The organism is Arthrobacter sp. EPSL27 (assembly GCF_001512305.1).
Classification (GTDB): domain Bacteria; phylum Actinomycetota; class Actinomycetes; order Actinomycetales; family Micrococcaceae; genus Arthrobacter.
Map to the genome: position 1 here is coordinate 487,889 of NZ_LNUT01000003.1, position 22,388 is coordinate 510,276.

28 protein-coding genes, 1 other RNA gene and 1 riboswitch are annotated in these 22,388 nt (G+C 68.6%); of the genes, 12 read left to right on the forward strand and 17 right to left on the reverse strand.

Annotated features, from left to right (window positions below):
• The first annotated feature begins 16 nt into the window (after positions 1-16).
• The 10 genes from AR539_RS04215 to ssrA all read left to right on the forward strand — a co-directional run bounded on the left by AR539_RS04215 (position 17) and on the right by ssrA (position 7,117).
• A complete protein-coding gene (locus AR539_RS04215) occupies positions 17-262 on the forward strand; it encodes a hypothetical protein (protein ID WP_231728480.1) in 246 nt (81 codons plus the stop codon).
• 3 nt (positions 263-265) lie between these two features.
• Positions 266-664, forward strand: a complete 399-nt coding sequence (locus AR539_RS04220) for a TadE/TadG family type IV pilus assembly protein (protein WP_066432821.1) — start codon at positions 266-268, stop codon at positions 662-664.
• Positions 645-1,112, forward strand: a complete 468-nt coding sequence (locus tag AR539_RS04225; protein WP_066432823.1) for a hypothetical protein — start codon at positions 645-647, stop codon at positions 1,110-1,112. Before AR539_RS04220 ends, AR539_RS04225 begins: the two co-directional genes overlap by 20 nt.
• Complete coding sequence (locus AR539_RS04230; protein ID WP_231728481.1) at positions 1,109-1,579, forward strand: pilus assembly protein TadG-related protein; 471 nt, start codon at positions 1,109-1,111, stop codon at positions 1,577-1,579. Before AR539_RS04225 ends, AR539_RS04230 begins: the two co-directional genes overlap by 4 nt.
• Before the next feature lie 66 nt (positions 1,580-1,645).
• A complete protein-coding gene (prfB, locus tag AR539_RS04235) occupies positions 1,646-2,761 on the forward strand; it encodes a peptide chain release factor 2 (protein WP_066432828.1) in 1,116 nt (371 codons plus the stop codon).
• A gap of 192 nt (positions 2,762-2,953) precedes the next feature.
• On the forward strand, positions 2,954-3,760 hold the full coding sequence (gene ftsE / locus AR539_RS04240; RefSeq protein WP_066432829.1) for a cell division ATP-binding protein FtsE: 807 nt from the start codon (positions 2,954-2,956) through the stop codon (positions 3,758-3,760).
• Entirely contained in the window at positions 3,757-4,671 is a 915-nt protein-coding gene (gene ftsX / locus AR539_RS04245) for a permease-like cell division protein FtsX (RefSeq protein ID WP_066432831.1), read from the forward strand. Before ftsE ends, ftsX begins: the two co-directional genes overlap by 4 nt.
• 25 nt (positions 4,672-4,696) lie before the next feature.
• The gene (locus AR539_RS04250; protein WP_066432832.1) at positions 4,697-6,118 is read left to right on the forward strand and encodes a M23 family metallopeptidase; all 1,422 of its coding nucleotides are present in this window, start codon (positions 4,697-4,699) and stop codon (positions 6,116-6,118) included.
• Positions 6,119-6,157: 39 nt separating this feature from the next.
• The gene (gene smpB, locus AR539_RS04255; protein ID WP_066432833.1) at positions 6,158-6,628 is read left to right on the forward strand and encodes an SsrA-binding protein SmpB; all 471 of its coding nucleotides are present in this window, start codon (positions 6,158-6,160) and stop codon (positions 6,626-6,628) included.
• A gap of 120 nt (positions 6,629-6,748) precedes the next feature.
• Positions 6,749-7,117, forward strand: a transfer-messenger RNA (tmRNA) gene (ssrA, locus tag AR539_RS04260).
• Between the two features lie 126 nt (positions 7,118-7,243).
• On the opposite strand, the gene AR539_RS19470 is transcribed toward ssrA, so the two are convergent.
• The 13 genes from AR539_RS19470 to AR539_RS04320 form a co-directional block, all read right to left on the reverse strand.
• Positions 7,244-7,387: a hypothetical protein gene (locus tag AR539_RS19470; RefSeq protein ID WP_197410550.1), complete on the reverse strand. Its 144-nt coding sequence runs from the start codon at positions 7,385-7,387 to the stop codon at positions 7,244-7,246.
• 47 nt (positions 7,388-7,434) lie between these two features.
• On the reverse strand, positions 7,435-7,806 hold the full coding sequence (locus AR539_RS04265; protein WP_066432835.1) for a hypothetical protein: 372 nt from the start codon (positions 7,804-7,806) through the stop codon (positions 7,435-7,437).
• 61 nt (positions 7,807-7,867) lie between these two features.
• Entirely contained in the window at positions 7,868-8,242 is a 375-nt protein-coding gene (locus tag AR539_RS04270; protein ID WP_066432837.1) for a fluoride efflux transporter FluC, read from the reverse strand.
• Positions 8,239-8,652, reverse strand: a complete 414-nt coding sequence (locus AR539_RS04275) for a fluoride efflux transporter FluC (protein WP_066432839.1) — start codon at positions 8,650-8,652, stop codon at positions 8,239-8,241. Before AR539_RS04275 ends, AR539_RS04270 begins: the two co-directional genes overlap by 4 nt.
• Positions 8,639-9,352: a metal-dependent transcriptional regulator gene (locus tag AR539_RS04280; protein WP_066432842.1), complete on the reverse strand. Its 714-nt coding sequence runs from the start codon at positions 9,350-9,352 to the stop codon at positions 8,639-8,641. Before AR539_RS04280 ends, AR539_RS04275 begins: the two co-directional genes overlap by 14 nt.
• A 16-nt stretch (positions 9,353-9,368) precedes the next feature.
• Positions 9,369-10,649 (reverse strand): Nramp family divalent metal transporter, encoded by a 1,281-nt coding sequence (locus AR539_RS04285; protein ID WP_082699180.1) that lies wholly within the window; start codon positions 10,647-10,649, stop codon positions 9,369-9,371.
• A 133-nt stretch (positions 10,650-10,782) separates the two neighbouring features.
• Complete coding sequence (locus tag AR539_RS04290; protein ID WP_066432844.1) at positions 10,783-11,541, reverse strand: class I SAM-dependent methyltransferase; 759 nt, start codon at positions 11,539-11,541, stop codon at positions 10,783-10,785.
• Between the two features lie 80 nt (positions 11,542-11,621).
• Entirely contained in the window at positions 11,622-13,073 is a 1,452-nt protein-coding gene (locus tag AR539_RS04295) for an aminotransferase class V-fold PLP-dependent enzyme (protein WP_066432846.1), read from the reverse strand.
• Positions 13,074-13,107: 34 nt separating this feature from the next.
• Positions 13,108-13,221: riboswitch (SAM riboswitch) on the reverse strand.
• Positions 13,222-13,286: 65 nt separating this feature from the next.
• Positions 13,287-14,642, reverse strand: coding sequence for a glutamyl-tRNA reductase (locus AR539_RS04300; protein ID WP_197410551.1), 1,356 nt, complete (start codon positions 14,640-14,642; stop codon positions 13,287-13,289).
• A gap of 106 nt (positions 14,643-14,748) precedes the next feature.
• Complete coding sequence (hisN, locus tag AR539_RS04305; protein ID WP_066432848.1) at positions 14,749-15,561, reverse strand: histidinol-phosphatase; 813 nt, start codon at positions 15,559-15,561, stop codon at positions 14,749-14,751.
• Between the two features lie 55 nt (positions 15,562-15,616).
• Positions 15,617-16,732, reverse strand: a complete 1,116-nt coding sequence (rsgA, locus tag AR539_RS04310; protein ID WP_066432850.1) for a ribosome small subunit-dependent GTPase A — start codon at positions 16,730-16,732, stop codon at positions 15,617-15,619.
• A complete protein-coding gene (aroA, locus tag AR539_RS04315; RefSeq protein ID WP_066432853.1) occupies positions 16,716-18,116 on the reverse strand; it encodes a 3-phosphoshikimate 1-carboxyvinyltransferase in 1,401 nt (466 codons plus the stop codon). The genes rsgA and aroA overlap by 17 nt, the downstream gene beginning before the upstream one ends.
• A 7-nt stretch (positions 18,117-18,123) precedes the next feature.
• Positions 18,124-18,672, reverse strand: a complete 549-nt coding sequence (locus tag AR539_RS04320; protein WP_066432855.1) for a DoxX family protein — start codon at positions 18,670-18,672, stop codon at positions 18,124-18,126.
• Between the two features lie 155 nt (positions 18,673-18,827).
• Here AR539_RS04320 and AR539_RS04325 point away from each other — a divergent pair, with 155 nt between their 5' ends.
• Together AR539_RS04325 and rsrA are read left to right on the forward strand one after the other, a co-directional pair.
• On the forward strand, positions 18,828-19,625 hold the full coding sequence (locus AR539_RS04325; protein WP_066432856.1) for a sigma-70 family RNA polymerase sigma factor: 798 nt from the start codon (positions 18,828-18,830) through the stop codon (positions 19,623-19,625).
• The gene (gene rsrA, locus AR539_RS04330) at positions 19,622-19,876 is read left to right on the forward strand and encodes a mycothiol system anti-sigma-R factor (protein WP_066432857.1); all 255 of its coding nucleotides are present in this window, start codon (positions 19,622-19,624) and stop codon (positions 19,874-19,876) included. The genes AR539_RS04325 and rsrA overlap by 4 nt, the downstream gene beginning before the upstream one ends.
• 96 nt (positions 19,877-19,972) lie before the next feature.
• Here rsrA and AR539_RS19890 read toward each other — a convergent pair whose 3' ends face one another.
• The 4 genes from AR539_RS19890 to AR539_RS04345 form a co-directional block, all read right to left on the reverse strand.
• Positions 19,973-20,047 carry a 50S ribosomal protein bL37 gene (locus tag AR539_RS19890; protein WP_369299106.1) on the reverse strand — a complete coding sequence of 25 codons (75 nt, stop codon included), beginning with the start codon at positions 20,045-20,047 and terminating at the stop codon, positions 19,973-19,975.
• A gap of 119 nt (positions 20,048-20,166) precedes the next feature.
• Complete coding sequence (locus AR539_RS04335) at positions 20,167-20,787, reverse strand: PadR family transcriptional regulator (protein WP_066432859.1); 621 nt, start codon at positions 20,785-20,787, stop codon at positions 20,167-20,169.
• A complete protein-coding gene (locus tag AR539_RS04340) occupies positions 20,787-21,614 on the reverse strand; it encodes a DUF4097 family beta strand repeat-containing protein (RefSeq protein ID WP_066432861.1) in 828 nt (275 codons plus the stop codon). The genes AR539_RS04335 and AR539_RS04340 overlap by 1 nt, the downstream gene beginning before the upstream one ends.
• Before the next feature lie 117 nt (positions 21,615-21,731).
• Complete coding sequence (locus AR539_RS04345) at positions 21,732-22,331, reverse strand: GDSL-type esterase/lipase family protein (RefSeq protein WP_066432863.1); 600 nt, start codon at positions 22,329-22,331, stop codon at positions 21,732-21,734.
• Positions 22,332-22,388: the final 57 nt, after the last annotated feature.

The window sequence follows — 22,388 nt, forward strand, 5'->3', positions numbered from 1 at the left end:
ACCAAAGGGGAGACCAGTGAAACACATCCTGAACCGCATGGCGCTGGCGCTGTGCACCATCGGCCTGGGGGCCGGGCCTACCGGACCGCACCCGCCCTCGGGGCGGCGGCGCCAACCCGGGGACCACCGCGAGCGGGGCGACGTCCCGGGATGGGTGATGATCACGCTGATGTCGGCCGTCCTCGTCGCTGCGCTCCTCGCGCTCGCCGGCCCGGCGCTGGAAGGACTGTTCAACCAGGCCATGGACAAGGTGGGGCAGTAGCGGATGAGCCTGCCCGGCGCCGGCCCGGGCAGACCGGGCGAGCGGGGGTCGGCGGTGGTGGACTTCGTTCTGGTCGGGGGACTGCTGACCCTGTTCTTCCTTGCCATAGTCCAGCTCACGCTGGTTCTCCATGTCCGGAACACCCTCGTCGACGCCGCGGCCTCGGGCGCCCGGTACGGCACCCTCGCGGACCGGGGCGCCGGTGATGCCCGCGAACGGACCGTGCAGCTGATCGGGGTGGCGCTCAACCCTGAATTCGCCACGGACGTGACCACCGGCGAAACCACGTACCAGGGGATCCGGTCACTGGAGGTCACGGTCCGGGCGCCGCTGCCCGTGATCGGGCTGATCGGTCCCCGTGCGGTCCTGGAGGTGAAGGGGCATGCTGCCATCCAGCCTTGACCCGCAGGACAGCCAGGCAATTGACGCGCAGGACGGCCAGGAACGGGGCAGCGCCGTCATCGAGTTCACGTTCCTGTCCCTGCTGCTGATGGTGCCGCTGGTCTACTTCATCATCACGATGGGCCAGCTCCAGGGCGGTTCCTTCGCGGTGGTCGGCGCCGCCGACCAGGCCGCCAAAGTCTTTGTGGCCCAAGCCGACGCCGCAGGCGGGCAGGCGGCCGCCGAGCAGGCAGTGCTCCTGGCGCTCGCCGACCACGGGCACGACGCCGCCAACGCCCGGATCGAGACCAGCTGCGCGCCCGCGGACTGCATGGCCCCCGGATCAGCCGTGACCGTCACCGTCAGCCTCACCGTGCCGTTGCCCTTCGTGCCGTTCCACGAGACCCTCGGCCTGAACGCCGGCCAGCTCAGTGCCTCCGCCACCCAGCTCGTGGGCCGCTTCCGATGACGGCAGCCAGACGGCGGGGGACCGCCGCGGCGCAGGGTGGCGACGACGGGCAGCTGATGGTGATGATCATCGGCTTTGTGCTGCTCGCCCTCTTACTGGCCACAGTGGTCACCGCCGCCTCCAGCGTCTACATCGAGCACAAGAAGCTGCTGTCGCTGGCCGACGGCGCCTCGGTGGCTGCCGCGGACAGCTTCACCCTCGGCCAGCTGGAAACCGGCGGCGGGAGCCCTACCGCCATCCTCACCGGCGCCCGCGTGCAGAGCGCCGCCGCCGACTTCCTCGACCGCACCGGCGCATCCGCCCGGTTCAGCGGCCTCAGCGTCGGACCGGGGACGGGCAGCCCGGACGGGTCCACCGCCGTCGTGGTGCTCAGCGCCGCCGTCCACCCGCCCGTGGTCAACTTCCTGGTCCCCGACGGCATCAGGATCGAGGCGAGTTCGACGGCGCGTTCCCGGCTGACGCGCTGACCCCGCACCCGGCCGCCCGGCAGCCAGTCCGGGCGGCCCGCGCGGATAGCGTAGGCTTAAAAAACCATGGCAAATATCGATTTTCCCGCAGAAATCCGCGCCCTGCGCGCCACCTACGCCTCCATCGAGAACGTTTCGAACGTTGAGGCGCTGAAGGAAGACATCGCCGAGCTCAGCGAGCGGGCCGGCGAACCCAATCTGTGGGACGACCCCGCCGCGGCGCAGGTCATCACCTCCAAGCTCTCGCACAAGCAGTCCGAGCTGGAGCGGCTGAACAAGCTCGCCGCCCGGATCGACGACCTGGAAGTCCTGGTGGAGCTGGGCCAGGACGAGGACGACGCCGACTCCATGGGGGAGGCCGCCGCGGAGCTGGAATCGATCCGCAACGCGCTGAAGGACCTCGAAGTCGTGACGCTCCTGTCCGGCGAGTTCGACGAGCGGGAGGCCGTGGTCACCATCCGCGCCGGCGCCGGCGGCGTGGACGCCGCGGACTTCGCCGAGATGCTGATGCGGATGTACCTGCGCTGGGCCGAACGCCACGGGTACCCGACCACCATCATGGACACGTCCTACGCCGAGGAGGCCGGGCTGAAGTCCGCCACCTTCGAGGTGAAGGCCCCGTACGCCTACGGCACGCTCAGCGTCGAGGCCGGCACCCACCGTCTGGTCCGGATCAGCCCCTTCGACAACCAGGGCCGCCGCCAGACCTCCTTTGCCGCCGTCGAAGTCATTCCGCTGATCGAGCAGACGGACTCCATCGACATCCCGGACAACGAGATCCGCGTCGACGTCTTCCGGTCCTCCGGCCCGGGCGGCCAGTCCGTGAACACCACGGACTCCGCCGTGCGGCTGACCCACATCCCCACCGGCACCGTTGTGTCCATGCAGAACGAGAAGTCCCAGCTGCAGAACCGGGCGGCCGCCCTGCGCGTGCTGCAGTCCCGCCTCCTGCTGCTGAAGAAGGAGCAGGAGGACGCCGAGAAGAAGGCGTTCGCCGGCGACGTGAAGGCCTCCTGGGGTGACCAGATGCGCTCCTACGTCCTGAACCCGTACCAGATGGTCAAGGACCTCCGCACGGAGCACGAGGTCGGCAACACCTCGGCCGTGTTCGACGGCGAGATCGACGACTTCATCGACGCGGGGATCCGCTGGCGGACCGACAACCGCAACGCGGAGAAGTAAACACCCTCCGCCTCTTGCGCCACACCAGTACCTCGGGTCTAATCCTGCGACACGCCCCCGCGGGCGGGCCGATCCGCCGTTACCCGTGCGTATAGTCGAGAAGCCGGAGCTCTACTTCCCCCACTAGAAAGCCCGCGCGCCGGCAGCAGCACTGGTCCGTTCCCGACCACGTCCTGCAGGGTATTTAGGGCCATGATCCGTTTCGAAAATGTCACCAAGGTCTATGACCAGAAGGCGCGTCCGGCGCTGGATTCGATCAACCTTGAGATTGACCGCGGCGAATTCGCCTTCCTTGTCGGGGCCTCCGGATCCGGCAAGTCCACGTTTCTCCGCCTCGTCCTGAAAGAGGACCGGGCCTCCTCGGGCGCCGTCTATGTCGCCGGCCAGAACGTGGCCAACATCTCCAGCTGGCGCGTGCCCCGCCTCCGCCGCGGGATCGGCGTCGTGTTCCAGGATTTCCGCCTGCTGCCGCAGAAAACCGTGTTCGCCAATGTCGCCTTCGCCATGCAGGTCATCGGCAAGAGCCGCAGCGTCATCCGCGACACCGTCCCCGAGGTCCTCAAGACCGTGGGCCTCGAGGGCAAGGAAAACCGCCTTCCGCACGAACTGTCCGGCGGCGAGCAGCAGCGCGTGGCGATCGCCCGCGCCGTCGTCAACCGACCAGGTATCCTCCTCGCGGATGAGCCCACCGGAAACCTGGACCCCACCACCTCCATGGGCATCATGGGGGTCCTGGACAAGATCAACCAGAACGGCACCACTGTGGTCATGGCCACGCACGACGACGACATCGTCAACGAGATGCGCAAACGGGTCGTCGAACTCCGCAACGGCGTCATCATCCGCGACGAGGCCAAGGCCCTGTACACCTCCATGATTCCGGTGGTGGGCGCCTCGCGCCGGCTGCGCGATGCCAGCGGTCGTGAACCGGAGCCAGCTGCGGCCACCCGCAGCGAGGCCCGCGCCGAAGCGCGCGCCGCAGGGGAGGCCCAGCTGTGAGGCTCCAGTTTGTCCTCGCCGAGATCGCCAGTGGTCTCCGCCGGAACCTTTCCATGGTGGTTTCGGTCATCCTGGTGACGTTCGTGTCCCTGACGTTCGTCGGCGCCGCCGGCATGCTGCAGCTGCAGATCAACCAGATGAAGGGCTACTGGTACGACAAGGTCCAGGTCGCCATCTTCCTCTGCAGTGACGGCTCGACGGCGGCCGGCTGCGCCACCGGGCCTGCCACCCCGGAGCAGCAGGAGAACCTCGGCAAGCTCCTCGAGTCACCCGCCGTGGCCCAGTACGTCAACGACTTCCAGTTCGAGTCCAAGGACGACGCGTACAAGCACTTCAAGGAACAGTTCTCCAATTCCCCGATTGTCGACTCGGTGACTCCGGACCAGCTCCCGGCCTCCTTCCGGATCAACATGAAGGACCCGGAGAAGTACCAGATCATCAGCGAGACCTTCTCCTCGCAGGCCGGTGTGGAAACCGTGATCGACCAGCGCCAGCTGCTGGAGCGGCTCTTTTCGGTCATGAATGCCGCCTCCCTGGTGGCGGTCAGCGTCGCAGGCGTGATGATCGTCTGCGCTATCCTGCTGATCGCCACCACCATCCGGCTCTCGGCATTCAGCCGGCGCCGGGAAACCGGGATCATGCGCCTGGTGGGCGCCTCGAAAATGGTGATCCAGCTGCCGTTCATCCTCGAGGGCGTCATTGCGGCCGTGATCGGCGCCGGGCTGGCCTCGGCAACGCTGTGGGCCGTGGCGCACTTCTTCCTCGGCGGGTACCTGTCGCAGCAGTATCCGGACACTGCCTTCATCTCCGCAGGTCAGACGCTGATCCTGGCGCCGGCACTGATCGGACTCGGGGTTCTTCTTGCCGGGGTATCATCACTCCTGACCCTGCGTCGATACTTGAAGGTCTAGCGTGCGCTACGAAAAAGGAATGCCCATGACACCGAGTCCCGGACTCGCCCCGCAGCCGGATCCGGCCCGGCTCCGGCTGGCCGGCCGCCGCAGCCGTGTGGTCAGTGCCGCGCTGGCCCTGGTCCTGGCCGCCAGCATGGGCGCATCTGCCCCGGTGGCATCCGCCGACACCCTTGAGGACCAGCAGGCCGCGCTCCGGGACGAGGCGGCGAAGGTCCAGCATTCCCTCGAGTTCGTGGATTCCCGGATCGCCCAGGCAGCCTCCGACCTGGTGGTGTACCAGGGCCAGCTGCCCGGTGCGCAGCAGGCCCTGCTGGAAGCCCAGGGCCGCGTGGCCAGCGCGGTCAAGGAGTCCGAAGCCCTCGCGGCGCGGGTGGACCTGGCCCAGCAGAGCAAGGCCAAACTCACCCAGCAGCTAGAGACCGACAAGCAGAAAATCGCCGACACCAAGAAGCTGATCGGGCAGATCGCCACCCAGGCCTACAAGTCCGGCGGTGTGCCTTCCAACCTCTCGCTGTTCTTCGGGTCCAACAACAGCGGCAGCCTCACGGACACCATTGACCTGGCCGACCAGGCGATGCGCAGCCAGAACGCCGCGATGGACAAACTGACCCAGCAGAACGCCACCAACGTGAACTCCCAGGCCCGGCTTGAGGCTGTGGAAGCGGAGATCAAGGACCTCAAGGCCAAGGCCGACGCCGCCCTGGCGCGGGAACAGGCCGCCCGCGACGAGGCGGAGTCCAAAAAGGCGCAGGTGGACAAGCTCATCGCCGACACCACCCGCCTTGACGCCGAACTCCAGGCCGCCAAGCCCGGAATCCAGAGCCAGCTGGCGCAGGTGAAGGCCCAGCAGGACGCCGTCGCGGCGGAAATCGCCGAACGCGACCGCAAGCTGCGCGAGGCCTGGGAAGCCGAGCAGCGCCGGATAGCCGAAGCAGCCGCTGCCGCAGCCGCGGCTGCCGCCCGTGCCCAGGGCCAGGTCAAGCCCCCGGCGCCTTACGTCCCCGCCCCGCCGGGACCGCCGTCCGCGTTCGGGCTGCGGCACCCCTTCAACGGTGTCCGGATCAGCTCGGGCTTCGGATGGCGCGCCACGCCGCCGGGAACCATCGACTTCTACGGCCAGGGCGGCTACATGCACACCGGCATCGACTTTGCCGCGGCCTGCGGCACGCCCGTCTACGCCGCGGCGGCCGGCAAAGTCTTCTCCGCCGGCTGGGCCAACGACGGCGGCGGCAACAACGTGAAGATCTCCCACGGCGTGGTGCAGGGCAACTCCCTGACAACGGTCTACTACCACAACACCAGCGTGACGGTATCGCCCGGCCAGCAGGTCAGCCAGGGCCAGCTGATCGCCTACTCGGGAACCACCGGCAACTCGACCGGCTGCCACTCACACTTCGAGACCTGGCTCAACGGCCGGGCCGTCGACCCGATGGGCCTGCTCTAAACTGGAACAGACCCGATCCAACGACTGAGGAGTTCTACCGTGCCGAAAGAAAGTGGCCGGAAAGTGGTGGCCACCAACCGCAAGGCCCGGCATGACTACCACATTCTCGACACCTACGAGGCCGGCATCGCGCTTATGGGGACGGAAGTAAAGTCCCTCCGCGAGGGCCACGCCTCCATGGTGGACGGCTTCTGCACCTTCTACAACGACGAGCTGTGGATGGAGGGCATCCACATTCCCGAGTACCACCAGGGAAGCTGGACCAACCACGCCGCCCGCCGCCGTCGGAAGCTGCTGCTGCACCGCGAGGAGCTCACCAAAATCTCGCACAAAATCCGCGAGTCAGGCTTCACCATCGTCCCGCTCCAGCTGTACTTCGTGGACGGCCGGGCCAAGGTGGAGATCGGCGTCGCCCGCGGCAAGAAGGAATACGACAAGCGGCAGACCCTGCGCGAGCAGCAGGACAAGCGCGAGGCGCTGCGTGTCATGCGGGAGCGGAACCGGCGCTGACGAACCGCCGGAGGGGCCGGGAATGAATCCGGAGTGCCTTGCGTTATAATTGGTAGTCCGGGAAGGATCCGCAGGATCCGGACTGGACTGAAGTTAGATAGTTAGTTGATAACAAAATACGGGGATGATCGGTTTCGACGATGTTAGTCGCGACAGGTGAAGCGGGCCGAGGATGCAGAATTATCTCGTAAACGCTGTCTGCAAACCAATAAGTGCCGAATCAAAACGCACTGACTTCGCTCTTGCTGCCTAAGCAGTAAGACAGTCCGTCAGCCCGAGGTTGCTATTGCCCCGGATCCTGGCGTCATTTAGATAGCCACTGCTGTTTACCCCCGTCACCGGGGTGAACGGGACTCTTAGGTGACTGGGCCCGGATCGGCCAGCTGTTTGCAGCATGGCCGGGGCCGAGAAAATCCGACGCAAACTGCGCCCGGAGAAGCCCTGACAACACGACATCGGACGGGGGTTCAATTCCCCCCATCTCCACCATCGGAACACTGGAAACGGTGGTCCACCCCGTAGAGCACAGAAGAAAGGCCGGAAGCATCAGCTTCCGGCCTTTCTGCTGTGCCGGGGCGGCTACAGGTGCCGGGGCAGCTGCCCGGGCGGCGGTTGCTAGTGCGTCCCGCGCTTCTTGATGTGGGCAACCGGGTCCGCATGCGTCTCCGCGATGTTCTTGGACTTCTTCTCGGCGCGTTTTTCCTTGATGGTTTTGACCGGCTTCTTAACCGAGCTCCGGTGCGGCGTTTTGTCAGGCATGGTGGGCGCTCCCTCACAGGGGGCCGGGGTGGCCCCGTGATATTAAGTTACGCCTCGGGCACCGCAACGTCCACGATGCCGACGAACCGGCTGCCTACCCCCTCGTACTCGCTGCGGACCAGTCCGGCACGCACGGCGGGAACGTCATACGGGGCGTGGTGCGCGCAGCACACGTAGGTAAAATCCGGCCACCATTTCTTCGGCCGGGCCGTCTCGGAGAAGCCGCAGACCGCGCAGGTCAGCTGGACCCAGACCGGGCGCTTGCCCGTCCGGTTGGCTTTGGACTGCACCAGCCAGGCCGGCGGGTTGTCGAGGAGTTCGCCGAGTTCGGTGTCGCTCAGGCGGGACGGGATACCGTGACGGTGCGCCATTTCCAGAGGAATGTCGAGGATCTGGGCTGCTTCACGTCGGGTAACCATCCTTCAACGATACGTGATGGGACGGGCTCCGATGTGCTCCCGGGCGCCGTCACCAGGCCCGTTACTGGCCGGTCAGGGCCAGGCCCAGGGCAGCTGCCGCCAGGCCCAGTGCCAGGTTCGCGGCGATGTTGAGGACGGCCGCGCGGTACCGGTTTTCGGCCGCCAGCCGCACCGTGGCGGTGGTCCAGGAGCTGAAGGTGGTGAGGCCGCCCGCGAGCCCGGTCGCGATTGCCGCGTGCCATTCGGGGCCGAGGCCCAGCTGGCCGGTGGCCCCCATCGCCGCGCCGATGATGAACGATCCGGCCCCGTTGACAGCCAGTGTGGCCCAGGGCCAGTGCGGATGCCGCCCAGGGTGGTGCGCAAACCAGGAGTCGACGGCGAAACGCAGCAGGGCGCCCGCGACGCCGAAAACGCCCACCAGCAGCGGCGTGATCATGGTGCACCGCCGCCCAGGTCGGCCAGCGCCTTGCCGGTTTTCCACCCGGCAGCCGCCGCCCCAAGCCCCAGGACCAGGGAAAGCAGCAGGTAGGCCACCCAGTTGGCATGGAGGCCGGTGCGGTACAGCTGGTCGATCGCGTACACCACCGCTGAGAAGGTGGTGAACGACCCCAGCAGCCCCGGCCCCAGCCCTGCCCGCAGCCAGAAGGCGGTCTTCGGCCGCGCGATCCAGACGGTGGTGAGCGCCGCGAGGACAAAACTTCCGGCGACGTTGATTCCCAGGGTGGTCCAGGGGATGGATCCCGCCGTTTCAGGGAAGAGCACGCCGGCGCCGTAGCGCAGTTCCGTTCCGACGAGGCCGCCGACGGCGACTGCCGTCCACGCCCGCCAGCCGTTAGCTGTGCTCAAGGCTGCAGCCCGGATGGGCCGCTGCGCTGTGGACCCACAGGGCGGCCGCGACCTCCTCGGCCAGGTCGAACTCGCGACCGGACCCGCCGGAGCCGATGCGCACCACGAGGGCGCCGCCAAAAGGTTTGCGGCCCAGAACCTCAACGTCGTCGTCGAGGGCGATCTCCTCGGCGGAGAGGTAGCGCAGCAGCTCGGGGTTGTCGTCGCTGATCCGGGTGATGAGGCCGGTGTGGCCGTCGTCGAGTTCGCTCATCCGGTGGGCCGCCGGCATGTGCACGGAACCGTCCGCGGCCGGGATCGGGTCACCGTGCGGATCCCGCACCGGGTTGCCGAGCTTGGCTGCCATCCGGTCGATAAACGTGTCGGAGACGGCGTGTTCCAGCAGCTCGGCTTCGTCGTGGACCTCGTCCCAGCGGTACCCGAGTTCGCGGACGAGGAACGTTTCAATGAGCCGGTGCCGCCGGACCATGGACAGGGCCAGCCGCACGCCGTCGGCCGTGAGGGTGATGGCGCTGTACGGCTGGTGGTCCACCAGGCCCTGGTCCTTGAGCTTCCGGACCATCTCGGAGACCGAGGAGTTCGCAACGCCGAGGCGCTGGGCCAGCTGCGTGGAGGTGATGGGCTTGTCCTGCCACTCCGTGAAGGAGTAGATGACCTTGACGTAGTCCTCGATCGAGGAGGAGGGCGGGCTGGTCTTCACAGCGTCCAGCCTACCGTCAGGCGGCGCCGGAGAAGGTCAGCCACAGCAGGACGAGGTTGAGCGCCACCACCAGGATCACACTGGCGACGGCGGCCACCCGGAGTGCCACGCCGTCGGCGAAGCGGCCCATCAGGGCCTTGTTGCTGGTCAGCACCACCAGCGGGACAAGCACGAAGGGGATGCCGAAGCTCAGCACCACCTGGCTGAGGACCAGCGCCCACGTGGGGTCGAAGCCGACGCTCAGCAGCACAACAGCCGGGATCAGCGTGAGGACGCGGCGCGTCATCATCGGGATCCGGACCTTCAGCAGGCCCTGCATGATGGATCCGCCGGCGTAGCAGCCCACGGACGTCGAGGCCAGGCCGGAGGCGAGCAGGCCGACGGCGAAGACGACGCCGACGACGGGACCCAGGTTTGCGGTGATTGCCGCGTGGGCACCCTCGATGGTGTCCGTGCCGTCCTCCCCGCCGAGGGTCGATGCGGCCAGCAGCAGCATGCCGATGTTCACGATGCCGGCGACGGCGAGGGCAGCGACGACGTCCCAGCGGGTTGCCTTGACGAGGCGGGCGAGGGCCGGGGCGGGGACGTGGAGGTGCGGGTCCGGGCGGTGCCGGTCCCGGGAGAGGGCGGAATGGACGTAGATGGCGTGCGGCATCACTGTGGCGCCAAGCATGCTGGCCGCGAGCAGGATGGTATCCGGGCCCTCGAAGCCCGGGACCAGGCCTGCAGCCACACCCGCCGGATCGGGCGGGCTGATGAACAGGCCGGCCAGGAACCCGATGGTGATGATGCCCAGCAGGAACATGATGATGAACTCAAACGGCCGTTGGCGGTTCCTGGCCTGGATGGCCAGCAGGAGCATGGAGACACCGCCCACGATCAGGGCGCCGAGGGGCAGGGGCAGCCCGAACAGCAGGTAGAGCGCGATCGCGCCGCCCACCACTTCGGCCAGGTCCGTGGCGGCAGCCACGATCTCGGCCTGGACCCAGAAGGCGCGGCGCGAGGCCGGTTTGAGCCGCTCGCCGAGGATCTCCGGCAGGCTCTTCCCGGTGACGATCCCGAGTTTGGCGGACTGGTACTGCACCAGTACGGCCATGATGTTGGCGGCCACCAGGACCCAGACCAGGAGGTAGCCGTACTGTGCGCCGGCGGTGAGGTTGGCTGCGACGTTGCCGGGGTCCACGTAGGCGATGGCGGCGACGAACGCAGGGCCCAGCAGGCCCACAAGGGCGCCGCGGCCCGCCGGTTTCCGCCGGGCAGGGGCGTGCGCGGCGTTGTGTCCGGTCACGTCCAGCACGGCGGGCTCCCTCTGGTCGGTGCGTTGCGGGGTTGCAGCGCGAAGACACTCCTGCCGGCCGCTTCTGGCCGCGCAAAGTTTCAAAGTGCCTACAGTCAATTATTAGGCACGCCGAAACCATGTGCCAGCCGAATCAGGCCCGGACTGCCCGCCAGCTTTGCGTCAGGTACGGCAGCAGGAGGACGTCCCCCGGGTTGTGGCCCAGATGCTCGTGCAGATACCAGTCGAGGTTGCCCAGTACCTTGGCGCGGACCGCATCGTTGGCTGCCAGGTAGTAGCTGCGCGATTTGGTCAGTTCGATGATGTCGGCGGTGCGCACCGGATCCTCCCAGCGGGTGAGGTGGCTTTCGAGCCCCGTAAACTCCGGACCGAGCGGCGGCCTGAAGTGCGGCTTGTGCACATCCCCGGCGTGCATGATGCGGGACAGCCGGTGCACCCACGGCACCGAGGTGTCCAGCTGGTTCCACACCAGGCCCAGGACGCCGTGGGGGCGCAGGATCCGGGCGATCTCCGTGCTGGCCAGCAGCGGATCGCACCAGTGCCAGGCCTGGGCGACCGTGACGACGTCGAACGCCGCATCAGGCAGGCCCGTCTGTTCCGCGGTGCCTTCGACGGCGGTCACGCCCGGGAGCGCCTGCCGGAGCTGTTCCAGCATGTCGGCGGAAGGGTCCACAGCCACCGTGTGCAGGCCGCGTCCGGCCAGCAGCGCCGTGAACTTCCCGGTGCCGGCGCCCAGGTCCGCTGCGTCGTGCGCGCCGGCGGGGATCAGCCAGTCCGCCGAGTCGCTGGGGTAGCCCGGGCGGACGCGGTCATAGTGCTCCCCGCCGTCCTGGAAGCTCTGTCCCAGCTCGTGGCGCCGTTCGTGATGCAGTTTGGGGCCGCCGCGTGCCACGGGCGCTCTCCTTCGGCAGGTCCGGATGGGTACCTTTCGAATTTACCGCACCTTCTCCACACCCTGCCGCGGGCGGGCCGTCAGTCCTGCGAGCAGGGGGCGGCGCCGGCCGTCCCGGGTGTATTGGGCGCCCAGTGCGGGTAGCTGCGGGTGTCGTTGGCCGGCACCCAGCGCCCGGAGTCCACCACGTAGTCCCAGCCAAGGCCGGTCTGCCGCAGTTCCTGGATTCCCGCGAGCAGCCGCTGGGCGTCCTCCAGCCGGGAACCGAGCCCGAAGCTGGCCCGCAGCGAGCCGGAGGGCAGGCCCAGCCGCCGGAGCAGGGGGTGGGCGCAGAACCTGCCGTCGCGCAGGCCGATGCCGTGTTCCGCCGACAGGTACGCCGCCACCAGGCCGGCGTCGTAGCCTGCCACGGAGAAGTTGACGACGCCGATCGTGCCCGTGCCCGGCCCGTCGCCGCCCGCCGCGTCGAAGGTGGCGCTGTCCGAGAAGATCTGGTGGACCGTGACGCCGTCGATCCGGGCGAGGCCCTCGACCAGGAAGGACCGGATGGCGTCCTCGTGCGCATGCCACTGGTCCTGGTCCAGGTCGGCCACCACCTGGGTGGCCCGGGCCAGCGTGGCGGCGCCCAGGACATTGGGGGAGCCACCCTCGTGCCGGGCCGGGCCCGTGGTCCAGCTGACGGTGTCGAGCCGGGCATCCTGGACGGCGCCGCCGCCGGCCAGGTGCGGGGTGCCGGCGTCGAGCCAGTCGGGACGGCCCACCAGGACGCCCGCGCCGAACGGCGCGTAGAGCTTGTGGCCGGAGAAGGCGAGGTAGTCGACGTCGTCCGCGGCAATGTCGATCCGCCGGTGCGGGGCCAGCTGGGCGGCGTCGACGACGATCCGGGCGCCGTACTCGTGGGCCAAAGCGGCCAGCGCCCGCACCGGCAGGACCTCCCCGGTGACGTTGGAGGCGCCGGTGACGGCCAGGAGGCTGACGCCGCCGTGGGCGAGTTCGCCGCGGATCAGGTCCAGCGTCCCGGCGAGGGTCGGCGCGGCGATGACGCTGCGGTGCGGCACCCGCTGCCAGGGCAGGAGGTTGGCGTGGTGTTCGATGTCGAGGTACAGCACTTCCCCGGTGGGCTCACCGCCGGCGGCGGGCAGGCAGCCGGCCAGCAGGTTCAGGGAATCAGTGGTGTTGCGGGTGAAGATCACCGCATCGTCCGGCCGGCCGCCCACGAAGCCACGGACAATGGTGCGGGCGTTCTCGTAGACGGAGGTGCTGATCTGGGAGGCGTAGCCGGCCCCGCGGTGGACGCTGGCGTAGTACGGCAGGATCTCGTTGAGGTAGGCCGAGACGACGGACAGCGCCGGAGCGGAAGCGCCGTAGTCCAGGTTGGCGTACCGGACGTGGCCGCCCTGGATCAACGGTGCCTGGATCTCGGCGCCGGTGACAGCGGCGAGCGGCCGGCGGGCGACGTCGAACCGCGCATCGGACGGGCTGTGGCCGCCGGCCTGGAGTGCGGCAGGGGCAGGGAAAATGGCAGTAGTCATGGGACCTCGCTGGAAAAGGACCCCACGCACCGGGGATCCGCGCTTGCCGGGTCCGTTCCGGACCGGCCAGGTCGTCACCCGGGGCACCCCACCGCGAATGGAGGGTTGCCGGCCAGCAAACCGGGGTTTAGCGCTGGCACTCGTGACCTGTTGAAGAGCCTAGGACAAACGCCGTTCCGGCGAGAAGGCGCGCTCTGATTATGAAGCGGTTTGTTACGCCGTAATCCCCGGCGAGCCCGTGGCGGCCGGAACGCTGAGGCCGAACAGCGCGTCCAGTGCCGCCGTGTAGTCGTCCTGCCGGCCGGCGGCGGCGAGCTCCCGGGCGCGCAGTGTCGGGGCATGCAGCAGCCGCCGCACCAGATGCCGCAGGGCCCGGTTGACCTCCTCCGGCGGGACGTCCCCGCCGTGCCGTGTGCTGACACGGTCCATTTCGCTGCGGAGCAGCCCCTCGAGGTGACTGCGCAGGGCGACGACGGCGGCGTCGGCCCCGCGGACGGCGTCCTCTTCCTCGAAGCGGCGGGCCGCCTGCCGGACCAGCGCGCGGGCGGAGCGGAGAGCTTCAGCGTCCGCCGGGGGAGCGTTGCGGTGGACCGAGTCCAGCGTGATGAGGTGTACCCCCGGCAGGTCCGCCATACGGGGATCGAAGTCATGGCTGGGCGCCAGGTCGATGACGGTGAGGGGGTGCACCGTGCGGGCGCGCCACCGGCCGAGGGCCGCGGCGTCGAGGCGGACTCCCGCCCCGCTGCAGCCGATGAGCAGCCCGGCGCCGGCAACCGCTGCGGGCAGGTCCCCGGCGGAGAGGGCGCGGCCGCCCCTGGCCGCGGTAAAGGCTTCGGCACGGCCGGAGTGGGAGAAGACGGACACGGCGGAGCATTTCCAGTTCCTCAGCAGGTCCGCCAGGCAGCCGGCATAGGCGCCTGTTCCGACGAGGACGGCGTTCGTCCCCGCGATCCCGGCCGGCCTGGTCGCGGCGGCAAGGTCGAGGGCAACCGAGGCGATGGAGGTGCCCGCGCTGCTGAGCGCCGTCTGCGAACCCACGTCCTTTGCCGTGCGGGAGGCGGCCTGGAACAGCCGGTCCAGCCGGCCGCTGGACGTCCCGGCAGCCTGTGCGGCGGCCAGCGCCCGCCGGACCTGGCCGGCCACCTCGCGCTCACCCACCACCACCGAGTCCAGGCCGGCAGCCACGGCAAAAAGATGTTCGGCGGCCGCCGCGCCCTGGAGTTCCTCGAAAAGTGCCGGCACACGGACCCCGGGCAGGCCGGAGCAGCGGTGGACTGCGCCGAGGGCATCTGCCCTGGCAGCAGCACGAACCGTCACGTCGGTGACATCGCAGTAGATTTCGAACCTGTTGCAGGTGGCGAGGACCACGGAGGCGGCCACGGCTGTGCTTCCGGCGACAAGGTGCGGTGCGAGCCCGGCTGCCGCCGCGTGCAGGGCAGCGGCGGATTCGAGGTCCAGGTCCCGGTACTTCGCCACCAGCACCAGCAGCGCCGGCCCGTTCCCGGTAGCCCCGGCCGTGCCGGTGGCCCCTGGCGCGGCGCGGACGGGGGCTTGAACGGTGTCAGACAAGGCTGCTCTCCTCCCAAAAAGATGCCCTACCTCGACGGCGGGCACTAGGGCCGCCGTCGAGGACAGACTGGTACGGGGAGGTTGGGGAATCCTTGGAGACGGCCGGCTAGAGCAGGTCGTCCAGCCCCGGGTTGAGGCGCTTGAGGACCTCCGAGTGCAGGATGGAATTGGTGGCGAGGGCGTTGCCGCCGAAGGGGCCGTCCTCACCGTCGAGGGAGGTGAAGCGCCCGCCGGCTTCGGTGACGATCGGCACCAGCGCGGCCATGTCGTAGAGGTTCAGCTCGGGCTCGCAGGCGATGTCGACGGCACCTTCGGCCACGAGGCAGTAGGACCAGAAATCGCCGTAGGCCCGGGTGCGCCAGACTTCCTCGGTGAGGCCGATGAACTCGTCGAGGTTTCCGCGCTGCTTCCAGCCGCCCAGGCTGGAGTAGGACAGGGAGGCATCCGAGAGCTGGGAGACGTTGGAGACCCTCAGCCGGGTGGCGGCGGCCAGCGAGCGGCCGGTGTAAGCGCCGGCGCCTTTGGCGGCCCACCAGCGTTTGCCGAGGGCGGGAGCGCTGACAACGCCGACCACCGGCTCGCCTTCGTCGACGAGGGCGATCAGCGTGGCCCAGACGGGGACGCCGCGGACGAAGTTCTTGGTCCCGTCGATCGGGTCGATGATCCAGCGGCGGGAGCCGTGCCCGGAACTGCCGAACTCTTCACCCAGCACGGCGTCGCGGGGGCGGGACCGGGACAGCTGGCCGCGGATGGCCTCCTCGGCGGACTTGTCGGCATCGGTCACCGGGGTAAGGTCCGGCTTCGTCTCGATCCGGAGGTCGAGCGCCTTGAAGCGGCTCATGGTCTGGGAATCTACGGAATCTGCCAGCACATGGGCAAGACGCAGGTCATCGTTGTAGCTCGAAGCGGGTTGACTCATGGTTCCAAAGTACCGCCAAACCGCGCAGGGGAGCGGTAGGCGGCACCGCTGCCCGCTACGAGACGGTGCCCAGTTCCTTGACGTCCTGCGCTTCCATCCGCGGGTCCGTCCCCAGCAGGCGGCGGAGGGAAGCGAGCCTGGCCGGGCCGGATTCGCCCGCGTGGCCGGCGGCCACCCACGCGTCCACACCGCAGTTGACGGCCGTGGAGTCGTGTTTGCAGCCCCGCTCGCAATCGTCGGTGCCGGGTTCCAGGTCCGGGAAGGAGCGCAGGATCCGGTCCGGGTCCACATGGGCCAGGCCGAAGGAGCGGATGCCCGGGGTGTCGATGATCCAGCTGCCCGGGGGCGCACCGTTGACCTTCAGCGCCAGCGCGGAAGACGAGGTGTGGCGGCCGCGGCCCGTGACGGCGTTGACGCCGCCGGTGGCGCGCTCGGCGCCGGTCAGCGCGTTGACCATGGTGGACTTCCCGACGCCGGAGTGGCCCAGCATGACGGTGACCTTGCCGTCGAGGTGGGCACGCAGCTGGGACACGGCGTCCTTGTCCAACCGGGCGGACAAGCCGTCATCGGAGCGCGCGTCAATGCCGGACGCGGCGGAGTCGGCGGTCTTGGAGATGATCACCGGGAACCCGAGGTGCCGGTAGTTGGCCAGGAGTTCCGCGGGATCTTTGACGTCGGCCTTGGTGACGAGCAGCAGCGGCTCGATCCCGGCGTCGTACGCGGCAACGAGGGCGCGGTCGATGAATCCGGTCCGCGGCTCCGGGTTGGCTGCCGCCACCACGATCACCAGCGTGTCGGCATTGGCGACGACGGCGCGCTCGATCGGGTCAGTGTCGTCGGCGCTGCGCCGCAGGAGCGTCCGGCGGTCCTGGATTTTGACCAGCCGGGCCAGCGTGTCGGGTTCGCCGCTGACGTCCCCGACGAGGGAGACGAAATCGCCGGCCACCACGGGGTTCCGGCGCAGTTCCCGGGCGCGGGCGGCAATGATCTTGCGTTCGGTGGGAGTGCCTTCGCCCACGACGGCGGTGTAGCGCCCGCGGTCAACGGTGATGATCCGTCCGGTGACGGCGTCTTCGTGGGCGGGCCGGTCCTTGGTGCGGGGCCGTGTGCCCTTTTTGTTGGGGCGGATCCGGACGTCCGATTCGTCCCAGGAGTCAGTGCTGCGTGCCACCGGCTGTGTCCTTCTGCGCGGGCGCGCCCTGGGCGAGCATGGCCTCCCACATCTGCGGGAAGTCCGGCATGGTCTTGGCCGTCGTGGCAATGTCCTCCACCTCGACGCCGGGCACGGCGAGTCCGAGGATGGCGCCGGCCGTGGCCATGCGGTGGTCGGCGTAGCTGTGGACGACGCCGCCGTGCAGGGGTGCGGGCCGGATGAGAAGGCCGTCGCTGGTTTCCTCGGCGTCCCCGCCGAGGCGGTTGATTTCCGCCACCAGCGCGGCCAGCCGGTCTGTTTCGTGCCCGCGGAGGTGGGCGATGCCGCTCAGCCGGGACGGCCCGGAGGCCAAGGCGCAGAGCGCGGCGACCGTGGGGGCCAGTTCGGAAGTCTCATCGAAGTCGGCGCCCTTGATTTCGGGGCCGCCGGTGACGGTGAGCGTCCCGTCCGTGAACGTGACGGTAGCCCCCATGGTGGTGAGGATGCTGCGCCACAGATCGCCCACCTGGGTGGTCGGGGCGGGCCAATTGGGGATGCGGACGGTGCCGCGGGTGGCCAGGGCAGCCGCCAGGAAGGGCCCCGCGTTGGAGAGGTCCTGCTCGATCCGGAGGTCAAAGGCGCGGATGGCGCCGGGGGAGACCACCCAGTGGTTCGGCCGGGAATCGTCCACGGCTACGCCGAGGCCGCGGAGCACGTCCACCGTCATGTTGATGTGGTCCAGGCTGGGGACGGGTCCGTCGTTGTCCGCGCTGCGGTGTTCCAGGTGCAGCCCGTCGGTGAAGCGGGCGCCGGCCAGCAGCAGGGCCGACACGAACTGGGACGAGGCGCTGGCGTCAATGACGAGGTGCCCGCCGCGGACTTCGCCCGTGCCCTCCACGGCGAACGGCAGGGACGACGCCGGACCGCCGTCGGTCGCGCTGACGGAGACGCCCAGCCCGGTCAGCGCCTCGATGATGGTGCCCATCGGGCGTTTGCGGGCATGCGGATCGCCGTCGAACACGGCCACGCCCCGGCGCAGGGCCGCGAGGGGCGGGACGAAGCGCATCACCGTGCCGGCCAGGCCGCAGTCGATCGAGGTCCGCGCCGCGGGGGCGTCCGCGGGGATGGGGGTCACTGCCAGGTCGGGGCCGAACGCGCCGTCGCCCGGAACCTCCGTGATGGTGGCGCCGAGCTGCCGCAGCGCCCCGATCATCAGGGCGGAGTCCCGTGAGTGCAAGGGAGCGCGCAGCCGCGAGGGCCCGTCGGCCAGGGCCGCCAGCACAAGGTAGCGGTTGGTCAGGGACTTCGAGCCGGGCACGGTGACCGTCGCGTCGACGGGCTGCCCGGCGAACGGCGCCCGCCAGTGCGGGGCCGCGCCGGCCGGAGCAGAAGGAACAGCTGCGGTGGGGGTGGTGCCTGTCATTGCCGTCTTAGGCCCCGGCGGTGTGGTCGACGGCCTTGCGGACGGCCTTGTCGGCCTTTTTCAGCTGCTTGTTGGTGGTCTTCTTGACGTCGGCGGCGAGGTGGCCGGCGCTCTTCCGGGCGTCCGCCGCGAGGTGCTCGGCGCGCCATGCCAGGCTGGGGCGGCCGTTGGTGTCGACGGCGGCCAGCAGCACGCCGCCGGTCAGCGAGACGTTCTTGAGCAGCTGCTTGCGGCGGGCCTCGCGGCCTTCCTTGGAGGTGATGTCCGCGCTGCGCCACTCCACGTAGCTGTTGAGGGCGGAGATGACGGCCAGGACGGTGGCGGCCAGGCGCGCAGACTTGCCGAGCGCAAAGAGGACGCCGGCACCTACCTGCGTGCCGCCGATGACGCGGGCCAGGACCTTCTCGTCGGCCTGGAAGGGCAGGGATGCGGCGGCGCGGCGGAGCAGGGGCGAAAGCTGCGACGCAGTGTCGTCCGCGTTCTTGAGCTTGTCCATGCCTGCAAGGACGAAACTGGAGGCGAGCATGGGCCGGGCGAGAAAGCGGACAACGGACATGAATTTCCTCCTGGATGGACGAGCCGCGGAATCGATGCGGGAGAACCGGTTCTAGTCTTGCACTTTTGCGGAATATTTGCCCGCCCGGCGGGGTTGGACATGGCGAGAACACCGGCCGCACACCCGGCCGGAAGACGCCGCAGGGAGGCCATGATTTGATACTCGTTCAGGACAGGGCAAGCACCCGGCAGGACATTGCCATGCCGGCGATTCCGGGCGCCCGCCCCAAGGTGACAGTAGACTTGGACGCAATGAGCACCATGGATCCGGCCGTTGCGGCCATGCACGACGCTGCCGCCAAGGAAATGACCGTGGACGGGCAGGAACTCGATGTCGCGACGGAAACGTCGGAGGAACGCCGGGTTCGGTTCGAACGCGACGCCATGCAGTACGTCGACCAGCTGTATTCAGCGGCGATGCGCATGGCGCGGAACCCTGCTGATGCCGAGGACCTGGTCCAGGAGGCGTACACGAAGGCGTTTTCCGCCTTCCACCAGTACAAGCCGGGCACCAACCTCAAGGCCTGGCTGTACCGCATCCTGACGAACACCTACATCAACCTTTACCGCAAGAGGCAGCGCGAGCCCCTGCAGTCGAACTCGGACACCATCGAGGACTGGCAGCTGGCCCGGGCGGAGTCACATACGTCCACGGGCCTGCGGTCGGCCGAGGCTGAGGCGCTGGACCATCTGCCGGACTCCGACGTGAAGCGGGCCCTGCAGGCCATTCCGGAGGAATTCCGGCTGGCGGTGTACTTCGCCGACGTCGAGGGGTTCGCCTACAAGGAAATCTCGGACATTATGAACACCCCGATCGGGACCGTCATGTCCCGGCTGCACCGGGGCCGCAAGATGCTGCGGGACATGCTCGCCGACTACGCGGCAGAGCGAGGATTCAAGGCTGCGGATACCGCCGCGGCAGCCGGAAGCAACACACAGGAGAACAGGAAATGAGCGACTGCCAGGGACTGGGCGATTGCGACGATGCCCGGATGCAACGGATCTACGAGTATCTCGATGGTGCCCTCACCCACGATGACATCGCGGAGATCAAGGACCACCTGGAAGCCTGCCCGGAATGCTTCGAGCAGTACGACCTTGAGTGTGTCATCCGCGTCATGGTGAAGCGCTCCTGCACCGAGGCTGCTCCGGAGAACCTGAAGAATTCGATCCTGGACCGGATCCACTCCAGCAACGCCGTCTGAGGCGTCGCGCCTGACCCGGAAAAGGTAAACAAATGACCCCGGCAGCCGTCAGGCTGCCGGGGTCATTTGTCCAAGGCTGGTGTACCCAAGCAGTGCTTAGGTGTTGGGGCGCTTGCCGTGGTTCGCGCCGCCACGCTTACGGTCACGACGTTTACGTGCACGCTTGCTCATAGCTGGCCTCCTTATTTCTAGGTACTCAAAAGAGCTGCCCTCAAGTCTCCCACATCGGGGCACCCGCCGCGAACCGGCGGGCCGGGAAGAGCCCCGCCGGGGTAACGGCAGCGGACGGATCACTCCAGCGAATTGCGGATGGAGATCCGCGCCTGGTCCAGCACCGTCTTGACCGTCTCCAGGGTCACGGGGGTGATGGGGTGCCGGCCGCCGTGGCGGCGCAGTTCCACGCGGATGTCATCGCGGAAGGCCTGCACCAGCATCTCCGCTTCCCGCAGCCGGCGGTCGCTCTCGGGGGAGTAGCGCTGGCTTGCCAGCGAGGCGACTGTCGACCCGGCGGCCCTGGCCGAGGACCGGGCCGCCTCGGCCGTCGCGGCGAGGTCGGCCCGGAGCCCGCGCATGTTGGCCTTGATGTCCTGCCGCAGGCCGTCGGCGAGCCTCCGGACGGAGGCGGAAATGTCGTTCTCCACGTCCGCCAGTTCCTCGCGCCGGCTGTCCAGCTCCACGAGTCCTGCCGGGGTGATGCTGTAGCAGGTCCTGCGGCCCTCGGTGTGGGTGGCTACCAGGCCTTCTTCCTCGAGCTTGCCGAGCCGGGGATAGATGGTTCCGGCGCTGGGGGAGTAGGTCCCGCCGAAGCGTTCGCTGAGCGCCTTGATGAGTTCATAACCGTGTTTGGGCCCGGACTCCAGCAGCGCCAGCAGGTAGAGCCGGAGGGCGCCGTGGGCGAAGACCGGTGCCATCAGAGGCCCGAATCGGTGTCAGTGCGCGCCGGGCGGTGGAAGATGGACGTTTTGCCCGAGACGGAGTTGGTGCGGACCAGCATGAGCTGGGTGTCGGGTCCGGCGATGGTCTGCACGCCGCCGCCGGGCTGGGTGTACTTGGTGTCGCCGATGACGATGGCGCCGCTGGCGGACTTGGCAATGATGTCCACCCCGACGTCGTGCGGCACGCGGAGGGTGACGTCGCCGGACACCGAATTGGCGCCGAAGTCCTCGGTGAAGCCGTGCAGGTCGAAGGTCAGGTCGCCGCTGACGGTGTTGGCGCGGACGTGGCTGAGATCGCCGGAGGCCGTCACCTCGCCGGAGACGCTCTTGGCCGTCAGTACGCCGTGGTGGTTGCGCGCGATCACTTCGCCGCTGACGGTGTTGACGGCCAGGTCTCCGGACGTGCCGTCGGCCAGGACGGAGCCGGAGACGGTGTTGAGGCGGGTGTGCCCGCTGGTTCCGGCGACCATTCCGTCGCCGCTGACGGTGCCTGCCTCGACGTCGACGCCGGCGGGCAGGGCGATGCTGATCACGGTCGAGTTGTTGCTGTTGTTGCTGACGGTGTCCATCAGGTTTTTGAACCAGCCCTGCGGGCCGTGCAGCTGGTGCCGCACCTCGAGGCGCCCGTCGACCAGGCTGATGGCCAAGGGATCGCCGCTGACCTCGGACACCTCGATCCTGGCCACGGATTCCTCATGGGTGACAATGTCGAACCGTCCCCGGACAATGCCGAGCTTGAGTGAACGGACGCCGTCGACGTCGATAGTCTGCGGGCCGGTGACGGTCCAGTTGTTCTCTGCCATGGTTCCTCCGGGGAAGCGATATCCCAAGCATTCACTTGCGATATATCGTGACTATGGACTCACGATATATCGCAGGAGGGGGAGGGTCAAGATATATCGCGAAATTCCCGCCGCGGCCTACTCCGGGGCGTCCATCCCCAGCCACTGGAACCAGCCGCGGTGCAGTACGAGCCAGGCCATCAGCCCGTAGCCCGCTTGACCCGGGGTGCCGGCGTTGGCGGCGAGGTCCTGGCGCCACTGCTCGTGGTTCAGGAGCGGGGAGAACGTGTCGACGTAGAGGTGCTTGCGCCGGGTGGTGACGTCGGCGAAGGCGGTGTTGAGCTCGCCCAGCCGGCGGTTCTGGGCCGGGTCCAGGGTCGGCGGCGGGCCCACGACGAAGACCTCGATCTTGTTCTGCGAGGCCGAGTCAAGGATGTTGGCGAGATTCAGCCGGCTGCGCGCCGTGGACAGTCCGAACTCGACGTCGCGGCCGGAAAGGCCAATCACCAGGCGGTTCTCGCAGTGGCCGTTGAAGCGGCGGCCCGCCTCCTCAAGCCAGCGGGCAGCCAGGCCTTCCGTGCCCTCCTGCGGGCAGGGCAGGGAATAGCATTCCAGCGACAATCCGTCCTGCGGGGTGCGCGCCAGCACCCGCCCCAGCCAGCCCAGGGCCCGGGGGTCACCCAGCCCGGCCAGCAGTTCATCACCAACGGCTGCGATCCGCAGCTTTCGATCTTCCACGACTACCTCTTTACTCCCGAGCGTCCATTAAACCGTCCCGCACACCATCCCGCCGCC